The following is a 23,590-nucleotide window of genomic DNA, read 5'->3' on the forward strand; positions in this document are numbered from 1 at the left end:
CCGGGTCAGAGGCCGGCGGCAGCGCGCAGCTGCTCGACGCGGTCCGTGCGCTCCCACGTGAAGTCGGCGTCGTCCCTGCCGAAGTGGCCGTTCGCTGCGGTCCGTCGGTAGATGGGCCGCAGGAGGTTCAGCTCCTTCACGATGGCGGCCGGACGCAGGTCGAACACCGCGTTCACGGCCTCGATGATCTTCTCCTCCGGCACCGTGGCCGTGCCGAAGGTGTCCACGTACAGGCCCACGGGCCGGGCCGAGCCGATCGCGTAGGCCACCTGGAACTCGGCGCGCGAGGCGAGGCCGGCGGCCACCACGTTCTTCGCCACCCAGCGGAGCATGTAGGCGGCGGAGCGGTCCACCTTGGACGGGTCCTTGCCGGAGAAGGCGCCGCCGCCGTGCCGGGCCATGCCGCCGTAGGTGTCCACGATGATCTTGCGACCGGTGAGGCCGGCGTCGCCCACGGGCCCGCCGATGACGAACTTGCCACCCGGGTTGATGATGATCCGCATGCCGGAGGTGTCGAGGCCGGAGCGCTCGATGACGGGTCGGATCACGTGCTCCTCCACGTCCGCCCGCAGCTGCTCCTGGGTGACCCACTCGTGGTGCTGCGTGGAGACCACCACGGCCTCCACCGTGGTGGGCACGTGGCCGGGCGCGTAGCCGATGGTGACCTGCGTCTTGCCGTCCGGCAGCAGGTACGGCATGGGCGTGTTCTCCGCCCGACGCACCGCGGTGAGCCGCTCGGAGAGCCGGTGCGCGAGGTAGATGGGCATGGGCATGTACGCCGGGGTCTCGTCCGTGGCGTAGCCGAACATGATGCCCTGGTCCCCCGCGCCCTGCTCGTCCACCTCGTCCGCCGAGCCGTACTCGCGGGTCTCGAGGGACCGGGAGACGCCGGCGAAGATGTCCGAGGACTGCTGGCCGATGGAGATGTTCACGCCGCACTGGGCGCCGTCGAAGCCGTTGGCCGAGGAGTCGTAGCCGATGTCCAGGATGGTCTCGCGCACGATTTTGGGGATCTCCACGTACGCCGAGGTGTTCACCTCGCCGGCCACCTGCACCAGGCCCGTGGTGGTCAGGGTCTCCACGGCCACCTTCGCCGACGGGTCGGCGGCGAGGATCGCGTCCAGGATGGCGTCGGAGATCTGGTCGCAGATCTTGTCGGGGTGGCCCGCCGTGACGGACTCGGAGGTGAAGAGACGGAGCTCTCCGCCGCCCACCCCCGAATACGGGTCGGCGTGGCGGGCGGGGCTCAGCGAGGCGGCATCGGTCATGCCGCACAGTCTAGGTCAGCGGCCCGACGCGCCTGCGGGGTCGCGACCGGCGAGGTCATCCACGATCGCCTGCACGACGGCGGCCGCCGCCTGGTCCTTGGAGCCCACGGTCTCCACGGCGGGGCGGCCGTCGGCGAACAGGATGGTCACGGCGGTCTCGTCCCGGCCGAACACCTTGTCCGTACCGACCTCGTTGACCACGAGCATCTCGCAGCCCTTGCGCGCCAGTTTGGCCCGGCCGTACTCGAGCACGGAGGACGTCGCGTCGCCGGTCTCCGCGGCGAAGCCGACGATGAGCGGGGCCATGGGCCCGCCCTCGGAGCGGGTCCGCACGGCCGTGGCGAGCACGTCCGGGGTGCGCTCGAGCACGATGACGGGCGCGCCGCCGTCGTCGCCCTTCTTCATCTTGGCGTCGGAGACCTCGGCCGGTCGGAAGTCCGCGACGGCCGCCGCCATCACGAGGACGTCGGCGTCGGCGGCCTCCGCCAGCACGGCCTCGAGCAGGTCCTGCGTGGACTCCACGGGCACGACGCGCTCGACGCCCTCGGGCGTCGGGACGGACATGGACCCGGCGACGAACCGCACGGTGGCGCCGGCCTCGAGGGCGGCGCGCGCCAGGGCGGCCCCCTGCTTGCCGGAGGAGCGGTTCCCCAGGTAGCGGACCGGGTCCAGCGCCTCGCGGGTGCCCCCGGCCGTGATCACCACGGTGCGACCGGCCAGCGGGCCGGGTGTCGGCTCGGCGTCGGACCCGGAGGCCCGGGGACGGCGCGGGGCGCCCGCGGCCGCGGCGGCCTGCGCACGCTCCCAGATCTCGGCGGGCTCGGGCAGCCGCCCGGCGCCGGAGTCGGCCCCGGTGAGCCGGCCCACGGCGGGGTCCACGACCGTGACGCCGCGCTCGCGCAGGAGGGCGACGTTGGCGACCGTGGCGGGGTGGTGCCACATCTCGGTGTGCATGGCGGGGGCCAGGACGACGGGGCACGTGGCGGTGAGCAGCACGTTGCCCAGCAGGTCGGGCGCCATCCCCGCGGCGGTGCGCGCGAGCAGATCGGCGGTGGCCGGCGCGACCACCACGAGGTCCGCACGCCGGCCGAGCCGGACGTGGTTCACCTCGTCGACCGCCTCGAACGTGTCCGTGCGGACCGGGCGACCGGAGAGGGCCTCCCACGTCGCCGCGCCCACGAACTCGAGGGCGTTGGCGGTGGGCACCACGGTCACGCCGTGGCCGGCCTCGGTCATCAGGCGCAGCAGCAGCGCCGCCTTGTAGGCCGCGATGCCGCCGCCGACCCCGAGGACGATCTCCATGACGGGCTCAGGCCTCCGGGGCGTCCTCGGAGGTGCCCTCCTCGGCGCGCACCGTCTCGGCGGCCTCCTCGATGGCGGCGGGATCGCCCATCGGCTGGTGGGCGTCGGCCGACTCGAGGGTGGCGAACGGGTCGTCCTCGCCCGGCAGGGAGAAGTCGCCGAAGTCCTCGGCGGCCAGGTCGGCCTCCGGGGTGGCCTCGACGGCCTCGCGGGACACGAGCAGGTCGGCCTCGATCTCGCGCAGGGCGATGGACAGCGGCTTCTCGTTCAGCTGGGTGTCCACGAGCGGGCCGACGTACTCGAACAGCCCCTCGTGCAGCTGCGAGTAGTAGGCGTTGATCTGCCGGGCCCGCTTGGCGGCGAAGAGCACCAGGGCGTACTTCGAGTCGACCCGCTCCAGCAGGGAGTCGATGGGCGGGTTGACGATGCCTTCGTACTGTTCGGTCACGGGGTCTCCAAAGTCTTCATCTCACTGTCACGTCGGCGCCGGGTGCGGCGTCGGTGCGGCCGGTCCTCAGGCCTCGGTCGGACGGCGCTCGGGGTCCAGCCCCATGAGTCTCACCAGTTCCTCGGCGGCCCGCTCCACGCGGTCGTTCACGACGACGGCGTCGAACTCGGGTTCCGCGGCGAGTTCCAGTCTAGCCGTTTCGAGCCGGCGGCGCTGTTCCTCCGGGCTCTCGGTGCCGCGGCCGAGCAGCCGGGACACGAGTTCCTCCCAGCTCGGCGGCGCCAGGAACACGAAGGTGGCCTCCGGCAGCGCACGGCGGACCTGGCGCGCTCCCTGCAGGTCGATCTCCAGCAGGACGTGGCGGCCCTGCGCCACGGCCTCCATCACGCGGTCGCGCCGCGTGCCGTAGCGGTGGACGCCGTGCACGACGGCCCATTCCAGCATCTCGTCCGCCTCGACGAGGGAGTCGAACTCCTCCGGCGTCGTGAAGTAGTAGTGCACCCCGTCCTCCTCGCCCGGGCGCGCCGGGCGGGTGGTGGCGGAGACGGACAGCCAGGCCTCGGGGTAGTGCTCGCGGACATAGGCCGACACGGTGCCCTTGCCGACGGCGGTGGGGCCGGCCAGGACGGTGACGCCCGGGCCCGGGGGGCGTTCCTGGACGGCGGTGCGGGCCACCGGGACGGCGGGGGCGGGTCCGGGGTCGAACGTGTCGGTCACGCATCCTCCTGGTGGGACGGGCCTCGCAGACCCGTCACCCGGGCCGGCGCCGACCCGCCGGGATGTGGGGGTCACCGGCCAATATAGGCGATCAGCGCCTCGCGCTGACGACGGCCCAGGCCGCCCAGCCGACGCCGCGGCGAGATGCCGCACCCCGCCATCGCCTCCCGGGCCCGGACCTCGCCCACGCCCGGCAGGGCCAGCAGCAGGTCCACGGTCCGCAGACGGGCGACGGCGTCGTCGGCGTCCGCGCGCGCGAAAATGTCGGCCAGGCCGACCTCACCGGCGGCGAAGGCCGCCTTGAGCTCCGCCCGCGCCTGGCGGGCCTGGAGGGCCTTCCTCCGGGCCTCCGCCCTCTCCTGCACACTGAGCTGCCGCAACGCCATGGGTCTGACCTCGATGCCTCTCGTTCCCCACCGGCCCCGTCGTGACCCTTCCATGGTCAAGGACGACGAGCACAGCCGATCGAAAGGGAAGATACCATCCCGTCCACACGGCACGGGCGCGCCGGGAGGACGCGGGCGTCACCGCAGGGCGGCGCGATTCTCCTCGATCGTGTCCACCAGCGAGGCCACCGACGGGCCCGCGCTCAGGATGCCGCGGGACGAGGTCGCCAAGACCTGCGGCCAGGCCGTCCCGAAGTCGGCCCGCATGCCCCGGGCCGTGGCGCCCTGGGCACCGAACCCGGGCGCCAGCAGGGGCCCGCCGAGGGCCGGCAGGTCCAGGCCGAGGCGGTCCGCCTCGGCAGCCACCGTGGCGCCCAAGACGAGTCCCACCGGCCCCCACGCGTCGTCGCCGCGCAGGGCCGCGTTCTCGGCGGCCGCCGCCGCGGCGATGCGCCGGGCGACCGATCCCTCGGCCGACCCCTCGCCCACGTGCTGGACCTCGCGGCCCTCCGGATTGGAGGTCAGCGCGAGGACGAACACGCCGCGGCCGGCCTCGTGGGCGGCGCGGATGGTCGGCACGAGGGTGCCGAAACCCAGGTACGGGCTGAGCGTCACCGCATCCGCGGCCAGGGGCGAGGCGTCGGCGATCCACGCGGCGGCGTAGCCGTCCATGGTGGAGCCGATGTCACCGCGCTTGGCGTCCGCGATCGTGAGCACCCCGGCGTCCCGGGCGGCCGCGAGCAGCCGCTCCAGGGCCGCCAGGCCGGCCGATCCGTGGCGCTCGTACAGCGCCACCTGGGGCTTGATCGCCGCCACGCGGGGCCCCTCGGGACCCACCGCCGCCTCGAGGGCGGTCAGGGAGAACGCCTCGAGGCCCGCCGGGGTGTCGCTCAGGCCCCACTGCCGCAGCAGGCCCGGATGGGGGTCCACGCCGAGGCACAGCGGACCGGCCGTCTCCATGGCGTGGGCCAGCCGCCGCCCGAAGGGGGCGCGGGGCCCCGCGCCGCCCGTCGCCGTCGTGGTCACGCCGCGGCCTCCGGACCGGCGACAGCCTGCTGCAGGCGCGCGTCGTGCTCCTGCAGTGAGGTGACGGACCACTCGTAGGACCGCATGGCCTCGATGGCCTGCAGGCACGCCCCGAACTCGGCCGTGGTCGTGATCACCGGCACGCCGAGCGACGTCGCGGCCGCGCGGATCTCGTAGCCGTCCGTGCGGGCGTCTCCGCCGGAGGGCGTGTTCAGCACGAGATCGACGGTGCCGGCGTGCAGCTGCTCCAGCACGGTGCCCGCGCCGTCCTCGTGCCCGGCGTCGGCGATCTTCGCCACGACCTCCGCGGGGATGCCGTTGCGCCGCAGCACCTCGGCGGTGCCGCCGGTGGAGACCACCTGGAAGCCGAGGTCGACGAGGCGCTTGGCCTGGCCCACGAGGGTGCGCTTGTCCCGGTTCGCGACCGACACGAACACGCGCCCCGAGGTGGGCAGCGGGCCGCCGGCGGCGGACTGGGACTTGGCGAACGCGGTGTCGAAGTGCTTGTCGATGCCCATGACCTCGCCCGTCGAGCGCATCTCCGGGCCCAGCAGCGAGTCGACCACGCGGCCCTCCGCGGTGCGGAAGCGGGTGAACGGCAGCACCGCCTCCTTGACCGCCACGGGCGCGCCGATCGGCAGGGTGCCGCCGTCGTACGCCGTGGGCAGCATGCCGGCCGCGCGCAGGTCGGCGATGCTCTCGCCGACGCCGATCCGCGCGGCCGCCTTGGCCAGCTGGACGCCCGTGGCCTTCGAGACGAACGGCACGGTCCGCGAGGCGCGCGGGTTCGCCTCGATCACGTACAGCACGTCCGAGGCGAGCGCGAACTGGATGTTGATCAGGCCGCGCACGCCGACGCCGGCCGCGATCCGCTCGGTGGCGCGGTGCACGCGCTCGAGCACGTCCGGGCCCAGGGTGACGGGGGGCAGCACGCACGCGGAGTCGCCCGAGTGGATGCCCGCCTCCTCGATGTGCTCCATGACGCCGCCGAGGTACAGCTCGGTGCCGTCGTAGAGGGCGTCGACGTCGATCTCGATCGCGTCCTCGAGGAAGCGGTCCACGAGCATCGGCTGGTCGGGGGTGATCTCCGTCGCGTGCGCCACGTAGTGGGCCAGCGCCTCCTCGGAGTACACGATCTCCATGCCGCGGCCGCCGAGCACGTAGGAGGGGCGCACGAGCACGGGGTAGCCGATCTCGTCCGCCACGCGCTTGGCGTCGTCGAAGGAGACGGCCGTGCCGTTCTTCGGCGCCACCAGGCCCGCGCGCTCGAGCACGAGCGCGAACTCACCGCGGTGCTCGGCCAGGTCGATGGCCGCGGGCGAGGTGCCCAGGATCGGCACGCCGGCGTCGGCGAGCTGCTGGGCCAGCTTGAGCGGGGTCTGGCCGCCGAGCTGCACGAAGACGCCGCGCACGCCGCCGGAGGCCTCCTCTGCCGCGATGACCTCCAGGACGTCCTCGAGCGTGAGCGGCTCGAAGTAGAGGCGATCGGAGATGTCGTAGTCCGTGGATACCGTCTCCGGGTTGCAGTTGACCATCACGGTCTCGTAGCCGGCCTCGCGCAGCGCCATGGTGGCGTGCACGCACGAGTAGTCGAACTCGATGCCCTGGCCGATCCGGTTCGGGCCCGAGCCGAGGATGATCACCGACTCGCCCTCGTGCGGGGCGACCTCGGTCTCGAGGTCGTAGCTGGAGTACCGGTACGGGGTGAAGGCCTCGAACTCGGCGGCACAGGTGTCCACGGTCTTGTAGACGGGGCGCACGCCCAGGGCGTGACGCACGCCGCGCACGACCGCGGCGTCCATGTGCCGCAGCGAGCCGATCTGGGCGTCGGAGAACCCGTGCCGCTTGGCGCGGCGCAGCAGGGCCTCGTCGAGGACCTCGGCGTCGCGGATCTCGTCCGCGACCTCGTTGATGAGCACGAACTGGTCCAGGAACCACGGGTCGATCGCGGTGGCCTCGAAGGCCTCCTCGATCGTGGCGCCGGCGTAGAGCGCCTGCTGGGTCTGGGAGAGCCGGTCGGTGGTGGCCGTGCTCGCCGCCGCGAGCAGGGCCTGCGGGTCGGCGTCCTGCGGGAACGCGAGCTCCGAGCCCTTCTGCTCGAGCGAGCGCAGGGCCTTCTGCAGGGCCTCCGTGAAGTTGCGGCCGATGGCCATGGCCTCGCCGACCGACTTCATGGTGGTGGTCAGCGTGGGATCCGCCGCCGGGAACTTCTCGAACGCGAAGCGCGGGACCTTCACGACCACGTAGTCCAGGACCGGCTCGAAGGACGCCGGGGTCTTCTGGGTGATGTCGTTGGGGATCTCGTCCATCGTGTAGCCCAGGGCCAGCTTGGTGGCGATCTTGGCGATCGCGAAGCCGGTGGCCTTCGAGGCCAGCGCCGAGGAGCGGGAGACGCGCGGGTTCATCTCGATGACGACGACGCGCCCGTCCACGGGGTTCACCGCGAACTGGATGTTGCAGCCGCCGGTGTCCACGCCGACCTCGCGGATGACGTTGATCGAGATGTCCCGCAGCTTCTGGTACTCGCGGTCCGTCAGCGTCATGGCCGGGGCCACGGTGATGGAGTCGCCGGTGTGCACGCCCACGGGGTCCACGTTCTCGATGGAGCAGACGACGACGACGTTGTCGTTCTTGTCCCGCATCATCTCCAGCTCGTACTCCTTCCAGCCGAGGATGGACTCCTCGAGCAGGACCTCGGAGGTCGGGCTGTACTGCAGGCCGGCGCCGCAGATGCGGTACAGGTCGGCCTCGTCGTAGGCCATGCCGGAGCCGAGGCCGCCCATCGTGAACGAGGGGCGCACCACCACGGGGTACTTCAGGTCCTCGACGGCGGCCAGGGCCTCCTCCATCGTGTGCACGATGTGGGACCGGGCGGACTCGCCGCCGGCACGCTCCACGACGCCCTTGAACAGCTCGCGGTTCTCGCCGAGCTCGATGGCCTCGATGTTCGCGCCGATCAGCTCGACGCCGAAGCGCTCGAGCACCCCGTCCTTGTCGAGGGCGATGGCGGTGTTCAGCGCCGTCTGGCCGCCCAGGGTGGGCAGCAGGGCGTCCGGGCGCTCCTTCTCGATGATCTTGGCGACCACGGCCGGGGTGATGGGCTCGACGTAGGTGGCGTCGGCCAGCTCCGGGTCGGTCATGATCGTGGCCGGGTTGGAGTTGACGAGGACGACGCGGACGCCCTCCTCCTTGAGGACGCGGATGGCCTGGGTGCCCGAGTAGTCGAACTCGGCGGCCTGGCCGATCACGATGGGGCCGGAGCCGATGACCAGGACGGACTTCAGGTCGGTGCGCTTGGGCATGGATCAGGCTCCTTCGGTGGCGGGGGTGGTGGCGGCGCGGTGCTCGGTGAGCAGCTGCACGAAGCGGTCGAACAGGTCGAGGGTGTCGTTGGGGCCGGCCGCGGACTCCGGGTGGAACTGCACGGAGAAGGCGGGCCGGTCGAGCAGGCGCAGGCCCTCGACGACCTGGTCGTTCAGGGACCAGTGGGAGACCTCGACGCGGCCGAAGCGCGACTCCGGCGCCTCGATCGGCTCGCCGAGGGGGGCGTCCACGGCGAAGCCGTGGTTCTGGGAGGTGATGGCCACGCGGCCCGTGGCCTTGTCCAGCACCGGCTGGTTCGGGCCGCGGTGGCCGAACTTCAGCTTGTAGGTGTCAAAGCCGAGCGCGCGGCCGAAGATCTGGTTGCCGAAGCAGATGCCGAAGAACGGCAGGCCGGCGTCGAGGACCTCGCGCAGCAGCTCCACCTGGGCGTCTGCCGTGGCCGGGTCGCCGGGGCCGTTGGACAGGAAGACGCCGTCCGGGTCCACGGCGCGGATGCCGGCCAGGTCCGTGGCAGCGGGCAGCACGTGCACGCGGATGCCGCGGGAGGCCAGGTGCCGCGGCGTGGCGGCCTTGATGCCGAGGTCGAGGGCGGCGATCTCGGCGATCGGCTCGCCCTCCCAGCCGTGCTCGGCCGGCTCGATGACGTACGGCTGCTCCGTGGTGACGGACTCCGCGAGGCGGGCGCCGGCCATCGACGGCTGGGCGCGCACCTCCGCCAGCAGCTCGGCCTCCGGGCGGGCGGCGTGCTCGCCGGAGAACACGCCGGCGCGCATCGAGCCCTCGGTGCGCAGGAGGCGGGTGATGGCCCGGGTGTCGACCTCGCGGATCCCGACGACGCCGAACGCCTCGAGCTCCTCGTCGAGGGTGCGCTCGGCGCGCCAGTTGGACGGACGCCGGGCCGCGTCGCGGACCACGTAGCCGGCGGCGAAGATCGCCCGCGACTCCCGGTCGGCGTCGTTGACCCCGGTGTTGCCGATGTGCGGGGAGGTCTGCACGATGATCTGCCCCGCGTAGGACGGGTCGGTGAGGGTCTCCTGGTAGCCGGTCATGCCCGTGGTGAACACGGCCTCGCCCAGGGTGCGGCCGCGGGCGCCGTAGGCCCGGCCGCGGTGGACGGTGCCGTCCTCGAGGACGAGCAGGGCCAGGTCGTCGGTGGGGGTGCTCATCGGGGGTCTCCTTCTCCTGCGCGGCCGGCCGGGTCGGCCGGGGCGGGGTCGATGATGGTCTGCAGGGCGGCGAGGAGCCGGTCGCGGTCCTCGGGGCGGTCGGGGCGGAAGGCGGAGGTGAGTTCGACGTCGCCGAGGCGCCAGCCCCAGGCGACGAGCCCGCCCGGCTCGACGAACTTGCCGGCGATCCCCGCGGACAGGCCGGCCTCGACGAGGTCGTCCGCGGGGATGAACAGGTTGGCGGCCCCGGGGCGGAGCACGAGCAGGCCGCGGTGGGCGCCGGCGTCGTGGACCTCGAGGACCGCGCGCGAGCGCAGGCCCAGGCCGTGCACCGCCACGCGGTCCAGCCGGTCCTCGCCGCGCACCGTGCCCACGTGCATGCCCTCCGCGGACAGCGTCGGCTCGGCGTCGTAGAGGGCCGTCGGCACGGGGGCCGGGGCCGGGATCCCGGCCTGCGCCCGGCGGCGGGCCCGCCACCCGAGGGCCAGCAGGCCGAGCAGCACGAGGACGACGGCCAGGGTGCCCAGGGTCACCGGCAGCCACACGTCCGCGTAGTCCTTCGTCGGGGTCCGCGGCGGGACGGGACGGGCCGCCAGGGCGGCGGCCAGGGAGGTGATGCTCACGCGCGCTCCCCCGTCTCCGTCAGGGCCGGGTGGCGGTACGGCCGGGCGGGGGCGCCGTCGGCGACGACGCGGGCACCGCGATAGACCGTGTGGCGCACCGCGCCCGGCAGCTCCATGCCCCGGTACGGGCTGTTGCGGGACTTGGTCAGGTGCTGCTCGGGGTCCACGGTGCGGCGGGCCTGCGCGTCCACGAGCACGAGGTTGGCCACCGCGCCGACGCGCGGGACGCCGCGCTCGTCGGCCTGGCCCTGGTCGGTCAGGCCGGCGATCCGGGCCGGCGCCGTGGACATCACGCGGGCGACGCCGGCCCAGTCCATCAGGCCGGTGTCCACCATCGCCTGCTGCACCACGGACAGGGCGGTCTCGAGGCCCGTCATGCCCATCGCCGCGACCGTCCACTCGCACTGCTTGGTCTCGGCGGTGTGTGGGGCGTGGTCGGTGCCCACGGTGTCGATGGTGCCGTCGGCCAGCCCGGCGCGCAGGGCCATCACGTCGGACTCGCGGCGCAGCGGCGGATTGACCTTGAACACGGGGTCGTAGGAGCGGACGAGCTCCTCGGTGAGCAGCAGGTGGTGCGGGGTGACCTCGGCGGTCACGGCCACGCCCTGGGCCTTGGCCCAGCGGATCAGCTCGACGGAGCCGGCCGTGGAGACGTGGCACACGTGCAGGCGGGAGTCCACGTGCTGGGCCAGCAGCACGTCACGGGCGATGATGGCCTCCTCCGCCACGGCGGGCCAGCCGGCCAGGCCGAGGACGCCGGAGAGCTCGGACTCGTTCATCTGGGCGCCGGCGGTGAGGTTCGGCTCCTGCGCGTGCTGGGCCACGAAGCCGCCGAAGGACTTCACGTACTCGAGCGCACGGCGCATCAGCACGGCGTCGTGGACGCACATGCCGTCGTCGGAGAACATCCGCACGCGGGCCTGCGAGTCGGCCATCGCGCCGAGGTCGGCCAGGGCCTCGCCGGCCAGGCCCACGGTCACCGCGCCCACGGGGTGCACATCGCACCAGCCCGCGTCCCGGCCCAGCCGCCACACCTGCTCCACCACGCCGGCGGTGTCCGCCGTCGGCGTCGAGTTGGCCATCGCGTGGACCGAGGTGAAGCCGCCCATCGCGGCGGCGCGGGTGCCGGTCTCGACCGTCTCTGCATCCTCCTTGCCGGGCTGGCGCAGATGGGTGTGCAGGTCGACGAGCCCGGGCAGCAGCACCAGGCCGGCGCAGTCGACCTCCTCGGGGGCCGGGTCGAGGCCGGCGGCGTGGGCCGCGGCGTCCGGGCCGAGGGCGGCGATCCGGCCCTCGGCGACGAGCACGTCGGCGGTCTCACCCGTGGTCAGGCGCGCACTGCGCAGCAGCAGGGGGGCGGGGCTGGGGGCGCTCACGGGCGGACCTCCTGGTCGTGGTTGAGGACGAGGTGCAGGACCGCCATGCGGACAGACACGCCGTTGGCGACCTGCTCGAGGGCGGTGTTGCGGGGCGAGTCCGCCGCCGCCGGGCTGATCTCCAGGCCGCGGTTCATCGGGCCGGGGTGCATGACCACGGGCTCGTCGAGCAGGGCGCCGCGGCCGGCGGTGAGGCGGGCGAAGCGGTCGTCGGTCAGCCCCCAGGTCCGGGTGTACTCCCCCGCGGACGGGAAGAAGGCGCCGCCCATCCGCTCGGCCTGGACGCGGAGCATCATGACGGCGTCGGGGCCGGCGTCGAGGGCCTCGTCCAGCGAGTAGGTGACCTGGCACGGCCACGCGGCCACGCCCACGGGCAGCAGGGTGGGCGGCGCGGCCAGGGTGACCTGTGCGCCCAGCGTGCTGAGCAGCCACACGTTGGACCGGGCCACGCGCGAGTGCAGGATGTCCCCCACGATCACCACGCGCATGCCGGTCAGGTCCCGGCCGACCAGGTCCTCTCCCGTCGCCGCGGCGAGGCGCCGGCGCAGGGTGAAGGCGTCCAGGAGGGCCTGGGTGGGGTGCTCGTGGGTGCCGTCGCCGGCGTTCACGACGGCGGAGCGCACCCAGCCGGAGTCGGCCAGCTGGCGGGCCGCGCCCGAGGACCAGTGGCGCATCACGATGGCGTCCGCGCCGATGGCCTCGAGCGTCTGGACGGTGTCCTTGAGCGACTCCCCCTTGGAGACGGACGATCCCTTCGCGGAGAAGTTGATCACGTCCGCAGAGAGCCGCTTGGCGGCGGCCTCGAAGGAGATGCGGGTGCGGGTGGAGTCCTCGAGGAAGAGGTTCACCACGGTGCGGCCGCGCAGGGCGGGCAGCTTCTTGACCTCGCGCTGGTTGACGGCGGCCATCTCCTCGGCGGTGTCGAGGACGGCGAGGGCGTCGGCGCGGGAGAGGTCGGCGGTGGACAGCAGGTGGCGCACGGCTCAACCCTCCCGGGTCGCGATACGGTCGACGATGCTCACGGCGTCCTCAGTGACCTCGCCGGTGCCCTCGGGGCCGTCGACCTCCATGAGCCGGACCTGGACGCGCTCGGCGGTGGAGGTCGGCAGGTTCTTGCCCACGAAGTCGGCCCGGACGGGCAGCTCGCGGTGCCCGCGGTCCACGAGGACGGCCAGGCGCACGGCGGCGGGGCGGCCCAGGTCGGCGATCGCGTCGAGGGCGGCCCGGACGGTGCGGCCGGAGAAGAGGACGTCGTCCACGAGCACGACGACGGCGCCGTCGAGGGGGACCTCGGGCAGGCGGGTGGGCATCGGGGTGCGGGCCGTGCCGCGGCGGAGGTCGTCCCGGTAGAGCGTCACGTCCACCTCACCGACGGCGGCGGTGGGGTCGAAGGCCGGCTCGATGCGGGCCAGCAGGGCGCCGAGCCGCCGGGCCAGGGGGGCCCCGCGGCGCGGGATCCCCATCAGGACGAGACCCTCGGCGCCCTTGTTGGACTCGAGGATCTCGTGGGCGATCCGGGTCAGCGCCCGGTCGATCTCGGACGTGGACAGCACGGTCCGGGCAGCACGAGGTGCGGCGGGGTCAGTTCCCATGCCGGCGCCTCCTTCCCCGCCTCACAGGACGGCTCTTAAAGGATGCGTGGTTCGTCCCGGGGCGCCGGTGGGCCCCCGCGCGGGACGTCGCCGACTCTACCAGCGAGGCCCGCCCCACGGCGCGGATGACGCGGTGCGAAACGGGCCTCGTGACGGAGCTCTCGGCGGCTCAGGCGAGCAGCGTCGGCTTGACCTGCTGCAGGCGGCCGAGCAGACCGTTGACGAACTCGGGCGAGTCGTCCGTGGACAGCTGGGCGGCCAGGGCGACGGCCTCCGAGATGGCGACGGCGTCCGGCACGTCGTCCTGGAACAGCAGCTCCCAGGCCCCCACGCGCAGGATCGCCCGGTCGACGGCGGGCATGCGGTCCAGGGACCAGCCGCGGGAGTAGGAGCTCAGGGCCTCGTCGATCCGCTCCTGGTCCGCGATGACGCCCTCCACGAGCCGCTGGGTGTAGGCGTTCACCTGCAGGTCGGTGCTCTCGCGGCGGGTGCGGATGCCCTCCAGCACGGTGGAGCCGCGCTGCTCGGCCTCGAACAGGATCTCCACCGCACGCTGCCGGGAGCGGCTGCGCGCCGTGGTTCCCCGCTTGGCACCGGAGCCGGCGGAGGCCCGCTCAGTCATTGACGCGGCCGAGGTAGTCGCCGGTGCGGGTGTCGACCTTGACGCGGGTGCCCTGCTCCACGAAGAGCGGCACCTGGATCTCGGCGCCGGTCTCCACGGTGGCGGGCTTGGTGCCGGCGGAGGAGCGGTCCCCCTGCAGGCCCGGCTCGGTGTAAGTGATCTCCAGGACGACGGACGCCGGCATCTCCAGGTACAGCGGCGTGCCCTCGTGCAGGGCGATGACCACCTGGGTGTTCTCGAGCATGTACTTCGCGGCGTCGCCGACCACGGCCCCGGGCACGGTGATCTGGTCGTAGTCCTTGACGTCCATGAACACGTAGTCCGCGCCGTCCTGGTAGAGGTACTGGTAGTCGGAGCGGTCGACGGTGGCGAACTCGACCTTGGCGCCGGCGTTGAAGGTCTTGTCCACGACCTTGCCCGTGGTGATGTTCTTCATCTTGGTGCGGACGAACGCGCCGCCCTTGCCCGGCTTGACGTGCTGGAACTCGGTGACGTTCCAGAGCTGGCCCTCCAGCTTCAGGACGGCGCCGTTCTTGATGTCGTTGCTCGTTGCCACGTGTGTGCTCCCAATCGGTCTCGCGGACCGTCACGGGTCCGCCTGCAGTGGGTGGGGTCTTGGATGTGCGCGGGCCAGTCTACGGGAGGCCCCGCGCGGGGCCGGGGTCAGCGGCGGCTCACTCCGCGATCTCCTGGTACGCCGCGAAGAGCAGGGACGCGTCCGGGATGTCCACGGTGGTGGGCTGCGCGAGCCCGTCCAGCAGGACGAAGCGCAGCTGGTCGCCGCGGTTCTTCTTGTCCCGGCGGATGCCCTCGAGCAGGGTCTGCCACCGGTCCCCGCGGTAGGAGACGGGCAGGCCCAGGGCTGTCAGCACCGACCAGTGCCGGTCCGCGGTGGCGTCGTCGAGCCGGCCGAGGGATCGGGCCAGCTCGGCCGCGAAGACCAGGCCCACGGACACCGCGGCGCCGTGGCGCCACTGGTAGCGCTCGGCGAGCTCGATCGCGTGCCCCATCGTGTGGCCGTAGTTCAGTGCCTCGCGGGCGCCCGACTCGCGGGGGTCGCGGGAGACGACGTCCGCCTTGACCCGGATCGAGCGCTCGATCAGCTCGCGCAGCCGCGGGGAGTGCGGGTTCTGGGCCTGGGCCGGGTCCTCCTCGATGAGGTCGAGGATCGCGGGGTCGGCGATGAAGCCGCACTTCACGACCTCGGCCAGGCCGGAGATCAGCTCGTTGGCCGGCAGGGTGAGCAGCGTGTCCAGGTCGGCCAGCACGCCGGCCGGATTGTGGAACGCCCCCACCAGGTTCTTGCCCTCGGCGGTGTTGATGCCGGTCTTGCCGCCCACCGCCGCGTCCACCATGCCCAGCAGGGTGGTGGGCATGTGCACGACGCGGATGCCGCGCAGCCACGTGGCCGCCACGAAGCCGGCCAGGTCGGACACGGCGCCGCCGCCCACGGAGACGATCGCGTCCGACCGGGTGAAGTCGTTCTGGCCGAGCACCTGCCAGCAGAACCCGGCCACCTGCAGGTGCTTGCCCTCCTCGGCGTCCGGGATCTCGGCGGTCAGTGCGGTCAGGCCCACGGCCTCGAGGTCGTTCTTGACGACGTCGCCGGTGGCCCGGAGGGCGCGCGGATGGATGACCAGCACGCGTCGGACGGTCGGGCCGAGCAGGTCCGGCAGGCGCGCGAGCAGGCCCCGGCCCACCACCACGTCGTAGCCGCCGTGCACGGCCGCCTCGTGGCCGCCGGCCACGGGGATGACCGTCACGTCCTCGGGTGCGGCCGGAGCGGCCGCGGGCGCCGCCCCCGGTGTCTCCTGCTCGGTGATGTCCGGCTCACGGTCGGTCATGGGTGTGACTCACTCCTTCGGGGGCGGTGGGCGTCCCCCACGATACGCCAGGCCGCTTCGGCGGCCGTCAGGCCTGTGGTGTCGAGCACGAGGTCGGCGACCTCGCGGTACAGCCCCTCGCGTTCGGCGAGGATGCGCCGCCAGGTCCCGGCGGGGTCGCCGGCCAGGACGGGGCGGCCCGCGCCGCCGCCCACGCGGCGCAGCGCCTCCTCCTCTCCGACCGCGAGGTAGACGACGTCGGAGTCCGGCCCGGCCAGCGCGCGGCGGGTGCCCGGATGCAGGACGGCGCCGCCGCCGCACGAGAGGACGCACGGGGTGGGTCGGCCGAGCACATGGCCGATGACGCGCGCCTCCTCCGCCCGGAACGCGGCCTCGCCGTGCTCGGCGAAGAACTCCGGGATCGGGCCGTGGACCTGGGTGAACAGCTCGTCGGAGTCCACGAAGGGCAGCCCGGTCACGGCGGCCAGGGCCCGGCCGACCGTCGTCTTCCCGGCCCCCATCGGGCCGACGAGGACGACCCGGCGGGCCGGGCGCGCGGCCGGGTCCTCGTCGGCCGCGGCGGCCACCGTGGCCGCGGCCGTCAGGCGCGCCTCGAGGGCACCGGTCATGCCCTCCCACGGGCACACGGTGACGGGGCCGGGGACGGGACGCGTGCTCGGGTCCGGTCCCGGGGCCGGCGCGGTCCCGGGGGTGTCGGTCACGGCAGGGGGTCGCCCATCGGGCCGTCCGCCACGACGTCGGCGGCCGGCTCCGGCAGGGCGGGGACCGCGGCCTGGAACGCCTCGAGGTTGCGGCGCGTCTCGGCCACGGAGTCGCCGCCGAACTTCTCGAGCATCGCGTCGGCCAGGACGAGGGCGACCATGGCCTCGGCGACGATGCCCGCGGCGGGCACGGCCGCCACGTCGGAGCGCTGATGGTGGGCCGTGGTCTCCGCGCCCGTGGCGACGTCGACCGTGGGCAGCGCGCGCGGCACCGTGGCGATCGGCTTCATCGCGGCGCTCACGCGCAGCAGCTCGCCCGTCGACATGCCGGCCTCGATGCCGCCGGCCCGGTCGCTCGTGCGCCGGGGGCGGCCGTCCGCGCCGCGGGCGATCCCGTCGTGGGCGGCGGAGCCGCGTCGGGCGGCCGTGGCGAACCCGTCGCCGACCTGCACGCCCTTGATCGCCTGGATGCCCATGAGCGCCCCGGCCAGCCGCGCGTCGAGGCGGCGGTCCCAGTGCACGTGGGAGCCCAGGCCGATCGGCACGCCGTACGCCAGCACCTCCACGACGCCGCCGAGGGTCTCCCCGGCGCGGTGGGCGTCGTCGACCTCGGCGACCATCGCCGCCGAGGTCTGCGGGTCGAGGCAGCGGACCGGGTCGGCGTCGAGGCGGGCCTCGTCCTCGGGCACGGGGAACGGGTGGCCCTCCGGCAGGGCGGCCTCCCCGAAGGCCACGGTGTGGGAGACGATCCGCACGCCGAGCTCGCCGAGGAAGGCGCGGGCGACGGTGCCCAGGGCCACACGGGCGGCGGTCTCACGGGCGGAGGCGCGCTCGAGGAGGGGGCGGGCCTCGTCGAAGCCGTACTTCTGCATGCCGGTCAGGTCGGCGTGGCCGGGCCGCGGGCGGGTGAGCGCCGCGTTGCGGGCCAGACCGTCGAGCTCCTCCGCGGGGACGGGATCGGCGGCCATCACCTTCTCCCACTTGGGCCATTCCGTGTTGCCCACCTGGATCGCCACGGGCGAGCCGAGGGTGCGGCCGTGGCGGACGCCGCCGAGGATCGTCACCGCGTCCTGCTCGAACTTCATGCGCGCGCCGCGCCCGTACCCCAGGCGGCGGCGCGCGAGCGCGTCCTGCACGTCCTGCGTCGTGACCGGGATCCCGGCCGGCAGTCCCTCAACGATTCCTGTGAGCGCGGGGCCGTGAGACTCCCCCGCTGTCAACCAGCGCACCATGGCGTGCAGTCTCTCACGCACGGGGCACCGCGCCGCCGCGTGTGACCGGACGGGACGCGCCGGATGCGGCGTCCGGCGCTCAGCCGGCGGCCGGCCCCAGGGCGTCCGCCGCGGCGCGCGTCACCGCCGCCCAGTCCGGCTCGGGCATCCCGGCCGCGGCGCGGGGCCGGGCCGTGAACAGCCGCACCTGCTCGACGCCCTGGTGCAGCAGCATGGACAGCCCGGACGCCACCGGACCGCCCTCCCGGGACCAGGCGGCCGCCAGCACGGAGGGCCACGGGTCGTAGGCCGCGTCCAGCAGGGGCGGCAGGGCGGCGTCGGCCGGCACGTGCGCGGCCAGGGCGTCCGCGGCGCGCGGCGGCAGGGTGGCGACGACGGCACGCAGCCCCGGCGCCCGCCGGAGCAGATCCGCCTGGGTCAGGGTCGCCCAGCGCAGCCCCAGCGCGTCGGCCAGGGCCGTCACCTCGGCGGCGCGGGCGGCGTCGCGGACGCCGAAGAGCACCGCGTTCGCGCCGAGCGTGGCGGCGGCGAGGACGGCCGCCGTCGCGGTCCCCCCGTTCCCGAGGACGCCGACGGTCCCGCCCCGGGCGGCACGGTCGAGGCCGGCCGCGGCGAGGGCGCCGAGGATGCCGTCCACGTCCGTGTTCTCGGCGTGGACGACCCCGGGGGCGGCGGGATGGTCGCGCACGAGGGTGTTCGCGGTGCCCAGGAGCCGGACGCGGTCGCTGACGTGCCCGGCGGCGGCGACGACCGCCCGCTTCAGCGGCATGGTGACGGAGCAGCCGAGCCAGTCCTGCCCGCGGGCCGCGGCCGCGCCGCCGTCGGCCGCGCCCGGGGCGCCGAGGTGCTCGGCCGCGAAGGCCAGCACCTCGTCCTCGCCCAGGTCACGGCGGCCGTAGTCGACGTCGAGGCCGAGGACCCGGTAGGCGGCCGCGTGCAGCACCGGGGAGAGCGAGTGGGCGATCGGCCGGCCCAGGACCGCCGCGCGCAGCACGGGGCGCATCAGCACACCCCCGGATTGGACGCGCAGTAGCGCTGCAGGGTGCGCACGTGCTGCTGGTGCTCCTCATAGGTGCGGGAGAACTCGGTGTGGCCGGTGCCGATGTCCGTGGTCACCCAGTAGTAGGCGTCCGTCTCGGCCGGGTCGAGGGCGGCCTCGACGGCCGCGTCGGAGGGCATGCCGATCGGACCCGGCGGCAGGCCCGGGTGCACGTACGTGTTGTAGGGGTTCGAGGCGTCCTGCCGCTGGCCCGAGGTGAAGCTGAGGCTGCGCACTCCGAGGCCGTACGTGACGGTGGCGTCGATCTGCAGGAGCCCGTGCGTCTCGGTGTTGTCCGGGGCGAGGCGGTTCTCGATGGCGCCGGCGACCTGCTGGTAGTCCTGGGGCAGGGCCTCCGCCTCGAGGATGGAGGCGATCGTGAGCACGCGCTGCTGCTCGGCCGGGTCGCGGACGTCGAGGGCCTCGAGCTCGGCGAGGGTGGGCCGGACCAGGGCGTCGAGCACCTGCCCGGCGGTGGCGTCGACGGGGAGGCGGTACTCCCCGGCGTCGAGCCAGCCCTCGAGCGTGCCCGCCTCCCCGGGGACGCCGTAGCGGGTCGGGTCCTGGGCGGCGGCCTCGAGCTCCTCGCGGGGCAGCCCCGTGGCCTCGGCGACGGCGTCCAGCACCTCGGTGAGTCGCCGCCCGCGCTCCACGAGCACGTAGTGCACGGCCCCGTCCGTGGCACCCTGGAGCACCGCGAGGGCCTCGGCCGCGGGCATCCGCTCGCGCAGCACGAAGTCCCCCGAACGGACGAGACCGCTGCCCGTGTCCCTGGCGGCGCGCTCGAAAGCACGGGCTGAGCCCACGATGCCGGCCCGGTCCAGGCGGGCCGCCACGGAGCCCAGGTCCTCGCCCGGCTCCACCGAGAACGTCACCTCGTCGCCCTCGACGGCCGTGTGGTCGGGGCCGCTCAGGAAGCCGCGCACGATCAGCCCGACCACGACGGCGAACGCCACCAGCACCGTGCCCAGCACCAGCGCGGTCCGCCGCCGGCCGGCGCCGCGGTCGACCCGCGAGGCCGGGTGGGACCCGGTGCCCCGGCGGCGCAGGAACGTGCGGGGCCGGCGTGGGCCGGCCGCGCCGACCGGCTGGGACGGGGCGCCGACGTCGGCCTCGTCCGCCTCCTCGTGGGCGAAGCCGAACACGTCGAGGTCGTCGTGGACGTCGGCCTCGTCGTCGAGCAGATCGTCCCAGTGGTCCTCACGCCGAGCGTGCTGGTGGTCGCCGGTCACCGGATCGGCTCCCGGTCCTGGCCGGCCCAGCGCCCGGTGCGGCGCTGCTCGTCCACGGCGGCCTGCAGGATCGCGACGGCGGCCGCCTGGTCGATCACGCCGCGGCTGTCCTTGACGGACCGGCCCGCGGCCCGCAGTCCGGCCTGCGCGGAGACCGTGCTGAGCCGCTCGTCGACGAGCCGGACCGGCACAGGGTGGCCCGCCTCGGCCAGGGCGGCGGCGACGGCGTCCGCGTAGTCGAGGGCGTCCTGCGTGGACGGCGTGTGCTCGCCCCGTAGATTCACCGGCAGGCCGACGTACACGGCGACGACGTCGAGCTCGCGTGCGTGGGCGACGAGCTCGTCCACGTCACGACGTCGACGCGCATCCCGCCGCAGGGTGGCCACGGGGGTGGCGATCAGGCCGTCGGGGTCGGCCGACGCGACGCCCACGCGGGCACGGCCGACGTCGACGCCGAGGGTGCGCCCCCGGCGCACGGCGTCGGTTGCCGCGTTGGCCCCGTCCTGACCTGCGCTCACGTCCGCCTCAGGCCGCGCGCACCGCGGCGACGACGGCGTCGAGCGCATCCCCGACGCGCGTGACGTCCTGGCCGCCGCCCTGGGCGACGTCGTCCTTGCCTCCGCCCCCGCCGCCGAGCACGCCGGTGGCGGTCTTGACCATGGCGCCCGCCTTGAGGCCGGCCGCGCGGGCGGCCTCGTTGGTCGCCACGACCACGAGGGGCCGGCCCTTGGCCTCGGCCGTGAGGGCCACGAACACGGGCGTGCCCGCCGCGTTGCCGCCGGCCGACTCGATCCGGGCGCGCAGGTCCAGCGCGAGGGAACGCAGCTGGTCCCCGGCCACGTCGCCGGCGTGGTGGGCCAGCACCCGCACCGACGTCCCACCGGACGTCGTGACGTCCCGGGCCTGCGCGGCGAGCTGTCCGGCCTGGGCCTGCAGCGCCTGGGCCCGCAGCTCCGCGACCTGCTTCTCGGCCGCCTTGAGCCGGTCCAGGGTGGCGCCGATGCGGTCCTTGAGCTCCTCGGCCGGGGCCTTGAACATCTCCGAGAGCTCGGAGACGAGGGTGCGCTCCGCGGCGAGGTGGCGGAACGAGTCCAGGCCGACGAGGGCCTCGACGCGGCGGTTGCCCGAGCCCACGGACTGCTCGCCGAGCAGGGTCAGCGAGCCGATCTGCGCGGTGCGGCCCACGTGGGTGCCGCCGCACAGCTCGCGGGACCAGGCGCCGTCGATCTCCACGACGCGCACCCGGTCGCCGTACTTCTCGCCGAACAGGCTCATCGCGCCGAGTGCGCGCGCCTCCTCGAGGCTCATCTCCTGGGTGAGCACGGTGTGGTCGTCGCGGATGGCGATGTTCACCACGTCCTCGACCTCGGAGCGGGCCCCGGCCGAGAGCGACTCGGCCCAGCGGAAGTCGAAGCGCAGGTAGCCCTCCTTGTTGAAGGAGCCGGACTGGGTGGCCTCGGGGCCGAGGATCTGGTGCAGCGCGGCGTGCACCAGGTGGGTGCCGGAGTGGGCCTTCTCGCCGTCAAGGCGGCGCTGCAGGTCGATCGCGCCGAGGGCCTGCGCGCCGGCGGCGACCTCGCCGTCGAGGACCTTGACCCTGTGCACGGACAGCCCCTTCACGGGGGCCTGCACGTCGAGCACCTCGAGGCGGAAGCCGTCGCCGGTGATCAGGCCGGTGTCCGCGGCCTGGCCGCCGGACTCCGCGTAGAACGGCGTGGCGTCTAGGACGAGCTCGAGCTCCGTGCCGGCGCCCGCGGACGGGACCTCCTCGCCGTTCTGCAGCAGGCCGCGCACCACCGACTCGGTGGTGTGCTCGGTGTAGCCGGTGAAGTGGGTCTGGCCTTCGGCGCGCAGGCGCTGGTACACGGCCGTGTCCGTGTGGCCGGACTTCTTGGCCTTGGCGTCCGCGCGGGCGCGGTCGCGCTGCTCGGCCATGAGGGCGCGGAACCCGGCCTCGTCCACGGCGACGCCGGCCTCCTCCGCGATCTCCAGCGTCAGCTCGATCGGGAAGCCGTAGGTGTCGTGCAGCTCGAACGCGTCCGGGCCGGCGATGCCGCCGCCCGCCGAGCGGGCCTGGCCCACCGCGGCGTCGAGGCGGGCCGTGCCCGCGGCGATGGTCCGCAGGAACGCCTTCTCCTCGGCGTAGGCGATCCGGGCGATGCGCTCGAACTCGTCCGCGACGACCGGGTAGGTGCCCTTCATCGCGTCCCGGGAGACCGGCAGCAGCTCGGGGAACACGGGCTCGGTGACGCCCATCAGGCGCAGGGCGCGGACGACGCGGCGGATGAGGCGGCGCAGCACGTAGCCGCGGCCCTCGTTGCCGGGACGCACGCCGTCGCTGATCAGCATCAGGGCCGAGCGCACGTGGTCGGCCACCATGCGCAGGCGGACGTCGTCGTCGTAGTGCGGGTCGGCCGGGTCCTCGGTGGAGGTGTAGGAGCGACCGGCCAGCTGCGCGGCGCGGTCGAGCACGGGGCGGACCTGGTCCGTCTCGTACATGTTCTCCACACCCTGGAGGATCATGGCGAGCCGCTCGAGGCCGAGACCGGTGTCGATGTTCTTGTGCTCGAGCTCGCCGGCGACGTCGAAGTCGTCCTTCGAGCGCACCGCGGAGAGGCGGTACTGCATGAACACGAGGTTCCAGATCTCGATGTAGCGGGTGTCGTCCGCGGCCGGGCCGCCGTCGACGCCGTACGCGGGGCCGCGGTCGTAGAAGATCTCCGAGCAGGGGCCGCCCGGGCCGGGCTGGCCGGTGTGCCAGTAGTTGTCCTCCTTGCCCATGCGCTGGATGCGCTCTGGACGGACGCCCACGTCCTCGCGCCAGATGCGCTCGGCCTCGTCGTCCTCGCGGTACACGGTGACCCAGAGGCGCTCGGGGTCCAGGCCGAAGCCGCCGTCCTCGACCGAGGACGTCAGCAGCTCCCAGGCCATCGGGATGGCCGTCTCCTTGAAGTAGTCGCCGAAGGAGAAGTTGCCGCACATCTGGAAGAAGGTGCCGTGGCGGACGGTCTTGCCGACCTCCTCGATGTCCGCGGTGCGGATGCACTTCTGCACCGAGACGACGCGCGGGCTCGGCGGGGTCTGCTCCCCCAGGAAGTACGGGATGAACGGGACCATGCCGGCCACCGTGAACAGCAGCGACGGATCCGGCGAGACGAGCGACGCCGACGGCACCACGCGGTGCCCCCTGGACTCGAAGAAGGCGGTCCAGCGGCGGGCGATCTCCTGGGACTTCATGCGGGGGTGTCCTTCTGCGTGGTGGTGGTCTGGGGGCGGGCGGCGCCGTGCGACGGCGGCTCCACGGTCTCCCCGGAGATGATCGGCCCCGTGTGGGGCAGGTAGGGCGCGGCCCAGGGGGCCTCGGCGCGGACGCGCTCGGCCAGGCGCCGGGCACCGTCCTGCAGGGCGGCCGCCGCGGCGTCGGCGGCGGCCTCACCGGCCTGGCGGGCCAGACGCTCCGGGTCCAGGCGGGCGGAGAACCCCGCGCGCCCCCCCGCGGAGCCAGGGTCAGACGTCGGCGCGTCGGTCGCGTCGGTGGCCGGGTGGGCACGGTCGCCGAGGGCGCGGTGTGCGAACCAGCCGGATGCGGCGCCGGCGCCGACGAGCAGCAGCGAGCGGAGCATGGCGGGGGCCTCCTTCGGACGGCAGGGATTCCGGCCCCACCTTACCGGGCGCGGCGCCGATCCCCGGCG

Annotated in this window: 22 protein-coding genes; all 22 read right to left on the reverse strand. The window is 74.2% G+C overall.

Annotation, left to right across the window (positions count from 1 at the left end):
- Positions 1-5 precede the first annotated feature (5 nt).
- Positions 6-1,268 carry a methionine adenosyltransferase gene (gene metK, locus AC3RJ9_RS05920; protein WP_078025470.1) on the reverse strand — a complete coding sequence of 421 codons (1,263 nt, stop codon included), beginning with the start codon at positions 1,266-1,268 and terminating at the stop codon, positions 6-8.
- Positions 1,269-1,283: 15 nt separating this feature from the next.
- A complete protein-coding gene (gene coaBC / locus AC3RJ9_RS05925; RefSeq protein WP_044659810.1) occupies positions 1,284-2,570 on the reverse strand; it encodes a bifunctional phosphopantothenoylcysteine decarboxylase/phosphopantothenate--cysteine ligase CoaBC in 1,287 nt (428 codons plus the stop codon).
- Positions 2,571-2,577: 7 nt separating this feature from the next.
- A complete protein-coding gene (gene rpoZ, locus AC3RJ9_RS05930; protein ID WP_010078603.1) occupies positions 2,578-3,018 on the reverse strand; it encodes a DNA-directed RNA polymerase subunit omega in 441 nt (146 codons plus the stop codon).
- Positions 3,019-3,084: 66 nt separating this feature from the next.
- The gene (gene gmk / locus AC3RJ9_RS05935; RefSeq protein WP_010078602.1) at positions 3,085-3,735 is read right to left on the reverse strand and encodes a guanylate kinase; all 651 of its coding nucleotides are present in this window, start codon (positions 3,733-3,735) and stop codon (positions 3,085-3,087) included.
- A gap of 71 nt (positions 3,736-3,806) precedes the next feature.
- On the reverse strand, positions 3,807-4,121 hold the full coding sequence (gene mihF, locus AC3RJ9_RS05940; RefSeq protein ID WP_010078601.1) for an integration host factor, actinobacterial type: 315 nt from the start codon (positions 4,119-4,121) through the stop codon (positions 3,807-3,809).
- Between the two features lie 138 nt (positions 4,122-4,259).
- Positions 4,260-5,147: an orotidine-5'-phosphate decarboxylase gene (gene pyrF / locus AC3RJ9_RS05945; protein ID WP_036336596.1), complete on the reverse strand. Its 888-nt coding sequence runs from the start codon at positions 5,145-5,147 to the stop codon at positions 4,260-4,262.
- Positions 5,144-8,449 (reverse strand): carbamoyl-phosphate synthase large subunit, encoded by a 3,306-nt coding sequence (gene carB / locus AC3RJ9_RS05950; RefSeq protein ID WP_010078599.1) that lies wholly within the window; start codon positions 8,447-8,449, stop codon positions 5,144-5,146. Before carB ends, pyrF begins: the two co-directional genes overlap by 4 nt.
- A gap of 3 nt (positions 8,450-8,452) precedes the next feature.
- Positions 8,453-9,637 (reverse strand): glutamine-hydrolyzing carbamoyl-phosphate synthase small subunit, encoded by a 1,185-nt coding sequence (gene carA, locus AC3RJ9_RS05955; protein WP_225348517.1) that lies wholly within the window; start codon positions 9,635-9,637, stop codon positions 8,453-8,455.
- Positions 9,634-10,260: a PH-like domain-containing protein gene (locus AC3RJ9_RS05960; protein WP_060973811.1), complete on the reverse strand. Its 627-nt coding sequence runs from the start codon at positions 10,258-10,260 to the stop codon at positions 9,634-9,636. Before AC3RJ9_RS05960 ends, carA begins: the two co-directional genes overlap by 4 nt.
- Positions 10,257-11,636, reverse strand: a complete 1,380-nt coding sequence (locus AC3RJ9_RS05965) for a dihydroorotase (protein ID WP_113914218.1) — start codon at positions 11,634-11,636, stop codon at positions 10,257-10,259. Before AC3RJ9_RS05965 ends, AC3RJ9_RS05960 begins: the two co-directional genes overlap by 4 nt.
- Positions 11,633-12,616, reverse strand: a complete 984-nt coding sequence (locus tag AC3RJ9_RS05970) for an aspartate carbamoyltransferase catalytic subunit (RefSeq protein ID WP_036313715.1) — start codon at positions 12,614-12,616, stop codon at positions 11,633-11,635. The genes AC3RJ9_RS05965 and AC3RJ9_RS05970 overlap by 4 nt, the downstream gene beginning before the upstream one ends.
- A 3-nt stretch (positions 12,617-12,619) precedes the next feature.
- Positions 12,620-13,228 carry a bifunctional pyr operon transcriptional regulator/uracil phosphoribosyltransferase PyrR gene (gene pyrR / locus AC3RJ9_RS05975; RefSeq protein ID WP_144786524.1) on the reverse strand — a complete coding sequence of 203 codons (609 nt, stop codon included), beginning with the start codon at positions 13,226-13,228 and terminating at the stop codon, positions 12,620-12,622.
- A 169-nt stretch (positions 13,229-13,397) separates the two neighbouring features.
- Positions 13,398-13,850 carry a transcription antitermination factor NusB gene (gene nusB, locus AC3RJ9_RS05980; RefSeq protein ID WP_063188939.1) on the reverse strand — a complete coding sequence of 151 codons (453 nt, stop codon included), beginning with the start codon at positions 13,848-13,850 and terminating at the stop codon, positions 13,398-13,400.
- Positions 13,843-14,406: an elongation factor P gene (efp, locus tag AC3RJ9_RS05985; RefSeq protein ID WP_002857030.1), complete on the reverse strand. Its 564-nt coding sequence runs from the start codon at positions 14,404-14,406 to the stop codon at positions 13,843-13,845. Before efp ends, nusB begins: the two co-directional genes overlap by 8 nt.
- A gap of 118 nt (positions 14,407-14,524) precedes the next feature.
- Complete coding sequence (gene aroB / locus AC3RJ9_RS05990; protein ID WP_041103694.1) at positions 14,525-15,694, reverse strand: 3-dehydroquinate synthase; 1,170 nt, start codon at positions 15,692-15,694, stop codon at positions 14,525-14,527.
- Positions 15,691-16,395 (reverse strand): shikimate kinase, encoded by a 705-nt coding sequence (locus tag AC3RJ9_RS05995; RefSeq protein ID WP_052520057.1) that lies wholly within the window; start codon positions 16,393-16,395, stop codon positions 15,691-15,693. Before AC3RJ9_RS05995 ends, aroB begins: the two co-directional genes overlap by 4 nt.
- Positions 16,392-17,627: a chorismate synthase gene (gene aroC, locus AC3RJ9_RS06000; protein WP_041103692.1), complete on the reverse strand. Its 1,236-nt coding sequence runs from the start codon at positions 17,625-17,627 to the stop codon at positions 16,392-16,394. The genes AC3RJ9_RS05995 and aroC overlap by 4 nt, the downstream gene beginning before the upstream one ends.
- Positions 17,628-17,706: 79 nt before the next feature.
- Entirely contained in the window at positions 17,707-18,630 is a 924-nt protein-coding gene (locus AC3RJ9_RS06005; protein ID WP_063188948.1) for a shikimate dehydrogenase family protein, read from the reverse strand.
- The gene (gene mltG / locus AC3RJ9_RS06010) at positions 18,630-19,898 is read right to left on the reverse strand and encodes an endolytic transglycosylase MltG (RefSeq protein WP_063188937.1); all 1,269 of its coding nucleotides are present in this window, start codon (positions 19,896-19,898) and stop codon (positions 18,630-18,632) included. The genes AC3RJ9_RS06005 and mltG overlap by 1 nt, the downstream gene beginning before the upstream one ends.
- Positions 19,895-20,464: a Holliday junction resolvase RuvX gene (ruvX, locus tag AC3RJ9_RS06015; RefSeq protein ID WP_041103686.1), complete on the reverse strand. Its 570-nt coding sequence runs from the start codon at positions 20,462-20,464 to the stop codon at positions 19,895-19,897. The genes mltG and ruvX overlap by 4 nt, the downstream gene beginning before the upstream one ends.
- The gene (gene alaS / locus AC3RJ9_RS06020) at positions 20,424-23,135 is read right to left on the reverse strand and encodes an alanine--tRNA ligase (protein ID WP_063188936.1); all 2,712 of its coding nucleotides are present in this window, start codon (positions 23,133-23,135) and stop codon (positions 20,424-20,426) included. Before alaS ends, ruvX begins: the two co-directional genes overlap by 41 nt.
- The gene (locus tag AC3RJ9_RS06025; protein ID WP_020621562.1) at positions 23,132-23,521 is read right to left on the reverse strand and encodes a hypothetical protein; all 390 of its coding nucleotides are present in this window, start codon (positions 23,519-23,521) and stop codon (positions 23,132-23,134) included. The genes alaS and AC3RJ9_RS06025 overlap by 4 nt, the downstream gene beginning before the upstream one ends.
- Positions 23,522-23,590 lie beyond the last annotated feature (69 nt).

The organism is Micrococcus sp. 63XJN7_6_ISO-PGPR-S23-444 (genome assembly GCF_058072765.1).

What these genes read in the sequence shown, in the direction of transcription:
- metK (WP_078025470.1), bottom strand. Translation starts at nt 1,268, where the DNA reads ATGACCGATGCCGCCTCGCTGAGCCCCGCCCGCCACGCCGACCCGTAT.
- coaBC (WP_044659810.1), bottom strand. Translation starts at nt 2,570, where the DNA reads ATGGAGATCGTCCTCGGGGTCGGCGGCGGCATCGCGGCCTACAAGGCG.
- mihF (WP_010078601.1), bottom strand. Translation starts at nt 4,121, where the DNA reads ATGGCGTTGCGGCAGCTCAGTGTGCAGGAGAGGGCGGAGGCCCGGAGG.
- carB (WP_010078599.1), bottom strand. Translation starts at nt 8,449, where the DNA reads ATGCCCAAGCGCACCGACCTGAAGTCCGTCCTGGTCATCGGCTCCGGC.
- carA (WP_225348517.1), bottom strand. Translation starts at nt 9,637, where the DNA reads ATGAGCACCCCCACCGACGACCTGGCCCTGCTCGTCCTCGAGGACGGC.
- pyrR (WP_144786524.1), bottom strand. Translation starts at nt 13,228, where the DNA reads ATGGGAACTGACCCCGCCGCACCTCGTGCTGCCCGGACCGTGCTGTCC.
- nusB (WP_063188939.1), bottom strand. Translation starts at nt 13,850, where the DNA reads ATGACTGAGCGGGCCTCCGCCGGCTCCGGTGCCAAGCGGGGAACCACG.
- aroB (WP_041103694.1), bottom strand. Translation starts at nt 15,694, where the DNA reads ATGACCGACCGTGAGCCGGACATCACCGAGCAGGAGACACCGGGGGCG.
- aroC (WP_041103692.1), bottom strand. Translation starts at nt 17,627, where the DNA reads ATGGTGCGCTGGTTGACAGCGGGGGAGTCTCACGGCCCCGCGCTCACA.
- AC3RJ9_RS06005 (WP_063188948.1), bottom strand. Translation starts at nt 18,630, where the DNA reads ATGCGCCCCGTGCTGCGCGCGGCGGTCCTGGGCCGGCCGATCGCCCAC.
- ruvX (WP_041103686.1), bottom strand. Translation starts at nt 20,464, where the DNA reads ATGCGCTCGACGCCGTCGTCGCCGCGGTGCGCGCGGCCTGAGGCGGAC.
- alaS (WP_063188936.1), bottom strand. Translation starts at nt 23,135, where the DNA reads ATGAAGTCCCAGGAGATCGCCCGCCGCTGGACCGCCTTCTTCGAGTCC.
- AC3RJ9_RS06025 (WP_020621562.1), bottom strand. Translation starts at nt 23,521, where the DNA reads ATGCTCCGCTCGCTGCTGCTCGTCGGCGCCGGCGCCGCATCCGGCTGG.